Annotated in this window: 5 protein-coding genes; 4 read left to right on the forward strand and 1 reads right to left on the reverse strand. The window is 70.3% G+C overall.

The genetic code is table 11. The features are described from left to right. On the reverse strand, nucleotides 1-265 hold a 265-nt coding region (locus tag VLK61_RS03375; RefSeq protein ID WP_325418296.1), incomplete at its 3' end, for a hypothetical protein. A gap of 191 nt (nucleotides 266-456) precedes the next feature. Here VLK61_RS03375 and VLK61_RS03380 point away from each other — a divergent pair. The 4 genes from VLK61_RS03380 (at nucleotide 457) to VLK61_RS03395 (ending at nucleotide 5,915) form a co-directional block, all read left to right on the forward strand. Further along, on the forward strand, nucleotides 457-1,044 hold the full coding sequence (locus VLK61_RS03380) for an ECF-type sigma factor (protein ID WP_325418298.1): 588 nt from the start codon (nucleotides 457-459) through the stop codon (nucleotides 1,042-1,044). Further along, on the forward strand, nucleotides 1,041-3,971 hold the full coding sequence (locus VLK61_RS03385) for a protein kinase domain-containing protein (protein ID WP_325418300.1): 2,931 nt from the start codon (nucleotides 1,041-1,043) through the stop codon (nucleotides 3,969-3,971). Before VLK61_RS03380 ends, VLK61_RS03385 begins: the two co-directional genes overlap by 4 nt. A gap of 113 nt (nucleotides 3,972-4,084) precedes the next feature. After that, a complete protein-coding gene (locus VLK61_RS03390; protein ID WP_325418302.1) occupies nucleotides 4,085-4,861 on the forward strand; it encodes a PEP-CTERM sorting domain-containing protein in 777 nt (258 codons plus the stop codon). Between the two features lie 43 nt (nucleotides 4,862-4,904). Further along, the gene (locus tag VLK61_RS03395) at nucleotides 4,905-5,915 is read left to right on the forward strand and encodes a hypothetical protein (protein WP_325418303.1); all 1,011 of its coding nucleotides are present in this window, start codon (nucleotides 4,905-4,907) and stop codon (nucleotides 5,913-5,915) included. Nucleotides 5,916-6,201 lie beyond the last annotated feature (286 nt).

Below are 6,201 nucleotides of genomic sequence, written 5' to 3' on the forward strand. Positions count from 1 at the left end.
GGCCCAGCAGCAGCATCAGCGCGGCGGTCAGCGCGGCGCCACTGGCCTGGGCCAGCAGCAGGGTCGGCCAGGACAGCCGCATCCGCGCGGCCTGCGGCGCGGCGGGCGGCGCGGCAGACACCTCGACGCGCGGCGCGGCGCACCGCGCCACCGGCGCGTCCGGCAGCGGGTGGATGATCACGCGCGTCGGCTCGCCGGCGATCACGTGCGCCAGGTCCAGCCACATCGGCGACAGGTTGCGGGGGGCTTGCAGCAGTTGGGTCATGAGGTGCTCCTGGCCCGCCACGAACGTCCGCAGGCGATGCTCAGGACTGTGAAGCGCCGCCGTTTCAGCACGGCTTCACGCCACGCGCCGCTGTGTTTCGCTTGTGGCCCGGACGGCACCACCGGTCCCCCGCGAACGCGCTGGGTTATGGTCTGCCCATCGCAAGCTTGCACCGGGCGGATGGCACTTCAGTGGCGACGGACAACACCCCCATCGACGATGTCGCCGGCCTGCTGGCACGCGCCCGGGCCGGCGACGAACAGGCGCTGCACCCGCTGTTTCAGGGCCTGTATGACGACCTGAGCCGGCTGGCCCGCAGGCGGCTGCGGGCCGGTGCGCCGATCACGCTGCTCGACACCGGCGCGCTGGTGCATGAATCCTTCGAACGCTTCGTGCGGCTGGACAAACTCGACGTCCATGACCGCGCACACTTTCTGGGTTATGCCGCCCGGGTGATGCGTTCGATCATCGTCGATGCGGCCCGCGAGCGCGCGTCGCAGCGGGCCGGCGGCGGGGCAGTGCACGTCACGCTGACCGCGGCGCTGGGCGACGCGCTGGCGCAGCCCGCCACCGAGCCTGATGTGCTGCGCGTGCACGATGCATTGCAGGCCCTGGCGTTGATCGAGCCGCGGCTGGCCCAGGGCGTGGAGCTGCGCTACTTCGGCGGCCTGAGCAACGCCGAGATCGCCGGCGTGCTGGGCATCGGGCTGCGCACCGTCGAGCGCGACTGGGAGCGTGCCCGCTCCTTCCTGTTTGCCACCATCGGCCCGGACACGTGACGCCAAGTCCCGAGGACTGGGCCCAGGCGCTGGACCTGCTCGGCCAGGCCCTGGACCGGCCCGAAGCCGAGCGCGAAGCCTGGCTGGCCGCCCTGCCGGCCGATGCGGCGCGGCTCAAGCCGATGCTGGCGAAGCTGCTGCGCGACCGGACGCAGCTGGTGGCCGGCGACTTCATGCAGAGCGGTGCTTCGGCGCCGCAGGCACTGCTGGACGAGTTCCGCGCCGGCCAGCTGATCGGCCCCTACCGGTTGCTGCGCCAGCTGGGCGCGGGCGGCATGGCCGACGTCTGGCTGGCCGAACGCGCCGATGGCGCACACCGGCGCCAGGTCGCGCTGAAACTGCCGCTGTCGGGCCGCCTCGGCCAGCTGCGCATCGCGGTTGGCTTCGTGCAGGAATGCCATGTGCTGTCGCGGCTGACACACCCGAACATCGCCTCGGTGCTCGATGCCGGCAGCGATACGCAAGGCGATGCGCCGCAGCCCTGGCTGGCGATGGAGTTCATCGACGGCCAGCCCATCACCCGCCACTGCCACGACGCCGGCCTGGGCCTGGCGGCCCGGCTGCGGCTGTTCCTGCAGGTGCTGCAGGCGGTGCAGCATGCGCACACACAACTCGTCATCCACCGCGACATCAAGCCCGCCAATGTGCTGGTGGATCGCGACGGCCAGGTCAAGCTGCTGGACTTCGGTGTCGCCAAGCTGCTGGCTGAAGCGGCCGACACGGCGGACCTCGGCGCCGCGAAAGACGCCCCGCCGAGCAGCCCGCAGACGCTGTGGGGCGGGCGCGCGATGACCCCCGAGTACGCCTCGCCCGAGCAGATCGCCGGCAGCGGCGTCGGCACCGCGAGCGACGTGTTCTCGCTCGGCGCCCTGTTGTTCGAGCTGCTGCTGGGCCGGCGCCTGCACAGCGCCAACCCGGCCTCGCCGGGTGCGCTGGAGCAGGCCATCCTGCACACCGAGGCACCGCGCGCCAGCGAGGTGGCGCGCAGCGATCCAGCCGCGCACCTGCCCGGCATTGCAGCCAAGCGCCTGGCGCGGCAACTGGCCGGCGACCTGGACCTGATCATCGCGAAGGCCCTGCGCAAGCCGCCCGAACAACGCTACGCCACGGCGGCGGCCTTCGCCGACGACATCGAGCGGCACCTGCAGCAGCGGCCGATCCTGGCCCGGCCCGACAGCATCAGCCACCAACTGCGCCGCTTCGCCGCGCGCAACCGGGTGATGGTGGGCGCCGCGGGCCTGGTGGTGTTGGTGCTGGCCGGCGGCATCGTCAGCAGCCTGTGGCAGGCCCGCCTGGCGCGGCTGGAAGGCGAACGCGCCAAGGCGGCGATGAGCTTCCTGACCGGCCTGTTCGAGAACGGTGCGCGCCAGGGTTCGGGCCAGCGCCCGGCTTTCGAGATCACCGGCAAGGAACTGCTCGAGGCCGGCATCCAGCGCCTGAACACCGAGTACCGCGAGCCCACGCCGCTGCGGCTGGAACTGTTGCAGCTGTTGGGCAAGGTCAGCGAAGAGATGGACTTGCAGGACCTCTCCACGCCCTTGCTCGACGAAGCGCTGGCGCTCAGCAAGATGCTGTTCGGCGAGCACCACCCGCGCCATGCCGAGGCGCTGCTGCACAAGGCCGAAGCCACGGTGCGCCATGGCCAGTACGCGCAAGCGGTGGCACAGGGCCGGCTGGCGCTGGACGCACTGGTTCGGCTCAGGCCGCCGCCGACCGAAGCACTGGCGCAGGCGCACATCCTGCTGGGCAATGCGCTGGACCAGACCAAGGCGCACGAAGCCTCGCAAAGCCATCTGCAAACGGCCATCAAGCTGCTGCAGGACGCGCACTCGACCAGCGAAAACCGCTCGCGCGCACCGTTCTACCTGGCCCGCGCGTTCGAGGCCCGCGGCGACCTGGCGGGTGCCGAAGCGCTGTACCTCGACGGCCTGGCCGCGGCGCGCCGCAACTTCGGGCCGCGCAGCTACATCCTGGCCTTCGGCGAAGAAAACTACGGCGACCTGCTGCGCCAGATGGCCCGCTTCGACGACGCCCGACAGCACCTGGCGCAGGCGCTCGAGGTCTACACCGCCGTGCTCGGGCCGCGCCACCTGAATGTCGCCAGCGCGCGCTACTACCTCGGCCAGGTGATGGCCGTACAAGGCCAGCGGGTGCAGGCCGATGCGCTGTATGTGCAGGCTATCGCGCTGTCCGACGAGCTGGTCGGACCGTTCCACCCCAGCGCCGGCAGCCTGTTCAGCGTCGACCGCGCCCAGCTGCTGCTGGACATGGGCCGCCTGGCACCCGCCCGTGCGCTCTACGAGGCCTGGCTGCGGCACTGGCCGGCCGGCAGCGAAGAGCGTGCGCGGCTGATCCGCTTCGTCGGCCTGGGCTACAGCCGGCTGCTGATCGCGCAGCACGATTTGCCGGCCGCCGAGGCCGTGCTGGCCGAAGTGGACACCAGCCTGCGCCAGATGGCGGCCGGTCCGCGGCAGCAGGCCCAGCGCAGCCAGTGGCAGGCGCGCCGCGCGCAATGGCGGCTGGCGGCCGGTGACGCGGCCGCAGCGCGTGCCCTGCTGAACACCGCGCTGCAGGCGCCGGGTGGTGACTTCGCAAGCCGCCTGGCCCTGTTGGCGGTGTTGGCCGAGACTCAGCCGGCCGCACCCGCGGCGCAGGCCGCGCTGGACGCCTTCGCCACACTTGGCGACACGGGCGCCTGGGCCGCCGCCAATGTCGAGCGCCAGGCCCTGCTCGAGCACACGCTGGGCCGCCTGACCCTGCAAGCCGGCCGGCCCGACGCAGCGAAGCCGCGGCTGGCCCGCGCGCTGGCCCTGCGCGAACGCATCGACGCGCCCGACAGCCCCTGGCTGGCACAGGCGCGGCGCTCACTGGCCGAGTGCGCCGCGGCCTCGGGCCGACAGGCCGCGGCGCCGCACGGCGCACGCTGAACCGCGCAGCACCCGTCACCCCCTGCTCGCGGGGGGTCGGCATGGCGGGATCGGCCGGCGGAACCCGTATCGACAGGCACGCCCTTCCATCGCCTGTCCCTCAAGGAGTTCCCATGTACCGCAAACACTGCGCCAGCGCCGCGCTCGCCCTCAGCCTGCTGTCGGGCCTGACCCAAGCCGCACTCGTCGATCGAGGCAACGGCATGATTTACGACACCGACCGCAACATCACCTGGCTGGCCAACGCCAACTATTTCCAGACCCAGGCCGCCGCCAACCCCAATGCCGCCGCGGACGTGATCGCCCATGTGCAGACCGTGTCCAACGACCACAGCACGCACACCTTGGTTGCCAGCGACATCAATGCCAACGGTCTGATGACTTGGTGGGGTGCCATGGCCTGGGCCCAGGACCTGCAGTACGGCGGCTTTTCCGACTGGCGCTTGCCCACGTCGCTGCAGCCGGACACCACCTGCAGCGGGCAGGGACGGACCGCCGGCATCTCGTTCGGCTACGGCTGCACCGGCAACGAACTGGGGCACCTCTTCTACGACGAACTCGGCGGCGGCGCCAATGTCTACATCCAGCAGCAGCACAACGCCAACCTCGATCTGTTCACGCAGGTCAAGCCGGACTACTGGACTGGCACGCCGTGGACGGCGGCCCAGAGTGGGGGATTCGCCAATGCGGCCTGGAATTTCTCCATGCACGGTGAACAGATAGGTATTTCTGCCGACGCCGGTTTCAACACTGGCGCTGCCATTTCGTATGCCTGGGCCGTGCGCGACGGCGACATCGCCGCGACCGTGCCCGAACCCACGACCTACGCCCTGGTACTGGCCGGACTCATTGCGCTCGCCGTCGCCCGTCGGCAGCGCCGCCTGGGCTGACGCTCGAACCCCGAACCCGATCCTTGAGCCCCAGGCAAGACCCATGAATCCCACCCACCTCGTATTGACCTCCGTGCTGGCCGCCGCGCTGGCGACCTCATCGGCCCACGGCCAAACCCAGCCGCCGGATCTGTCCAGCCTGAAAGACAAGCTGGCGGCCAAGCTGGGAGGGGACAAGAACAAGACTGCACCCGCATCCACGCCCACTGGCACCGCCCCTGCCACCCCCGCCACCGGCGCCCCGCCCACCGCACCGGCCGCAGCCGCCGCGCCAGTGCTGGGCACCGGGCCGGTGAAGGGCACGCTGGCCGGCCAGGGCGCCGAAATGACGACCTGCGAAAAGATGGCCAAGGACCCGGCCTCCCCCCAATGGGACGTGGTGTGCGTCAAGCCGACCAAGACCTTCGCCTACAAGGGCAGCGTGACCAATGTCGGCGCCACCTTCCGCTTCAACCCGCCGATGACCAGCCGGACCACGCAGTTCAAGGTGATCCTCTTCAAGAACGGCGTGATGGACCAGTACCAGGAAATAACCTTCAATACCGGCGGCCGCACGTCGCAGATCGCGATGACGGTCACGCCGGGCACCTACCAGATGAAGCTGGTGGACCAGTTCGACACCGACAAGGTGGCGCTCACCGACACCATCGTCGTCAGCCCCGACACGGTGGGCGACCGGGCTACGAACAACGTCAAGTCGGGCATCGGCAAACTGATGGTCTGCTCGGAGATCGACGACAACTGGAAGTGCCTGAACGAATCCGGCACCTGGGCCGCCAACCAGCCCTTCAACCTGTACGTGCGCCTGCCGCAGGCGATCGACGGGTTGACCGCCGGCTGGGCGATCTTCAAGCAACTGCCGGACGGCAGCGACGGCGTCCTCGTCGACGACCTGCTGCAAGGCACGAATGGCCGCGCCGCGTACTGGGCCACTACCGGCGGCCACCGCCTGACGGCCGGCACCTACACGATCTACAGCATCGCCTGGGCCAACCGCACGTCGATCGGCAACCTCAAGAGCTACTTCGCGAAGACCACGCTGCACGTCAAGTGAACTGGCCCGCGCCGCCGAATCCGTCCCTGCCCGAGCTGGCGCCCGGCTAACGTTCGCCCACTGCCAGCGGCCAGTACTACCAGCGCCCCGCCAACGGCTGGTGGTCCCGATGTCGCGCTGATCCGAACCTGTGATGGTCGGCGACCTCGCACGCCGCAGACCATCCTCAGGTGCAACAGGCTGTTCAGCGCTGACAAGCGGTTGCCGGGATTCATGGCATCGTATGCGCATGACGACACACCCCCACCGCCTGCGCGCCGCCTTCACCCGAACCCTGTGCAGCGCG

The organism is Aquabacterium sp., assembly GCF_035476535.1.
Classification (GTDB): domain Bacteria; phylum Pseudomonadota; class Gammaproteobacteria; order Burkholderiales; family Burkholderiaceae_C; genus Pseudaquabacterium.

Coding starts and splice junctions, on each gene's coding strand:
- VLK61_RS03390 (WP_325418302.1), top strand. CDS start 4,085: ATGTACCGCAAACACTGCGCCAGCGCCGCGCTCGCCCTCAGCCTGCTG.
- VLK61_RS03395 (WP_325418303.1), top strand. CDS start 4,905: ATGAATCCCACCCACCTCGTATTGACCTCCGTGCTGGCCGCCGCGCTG.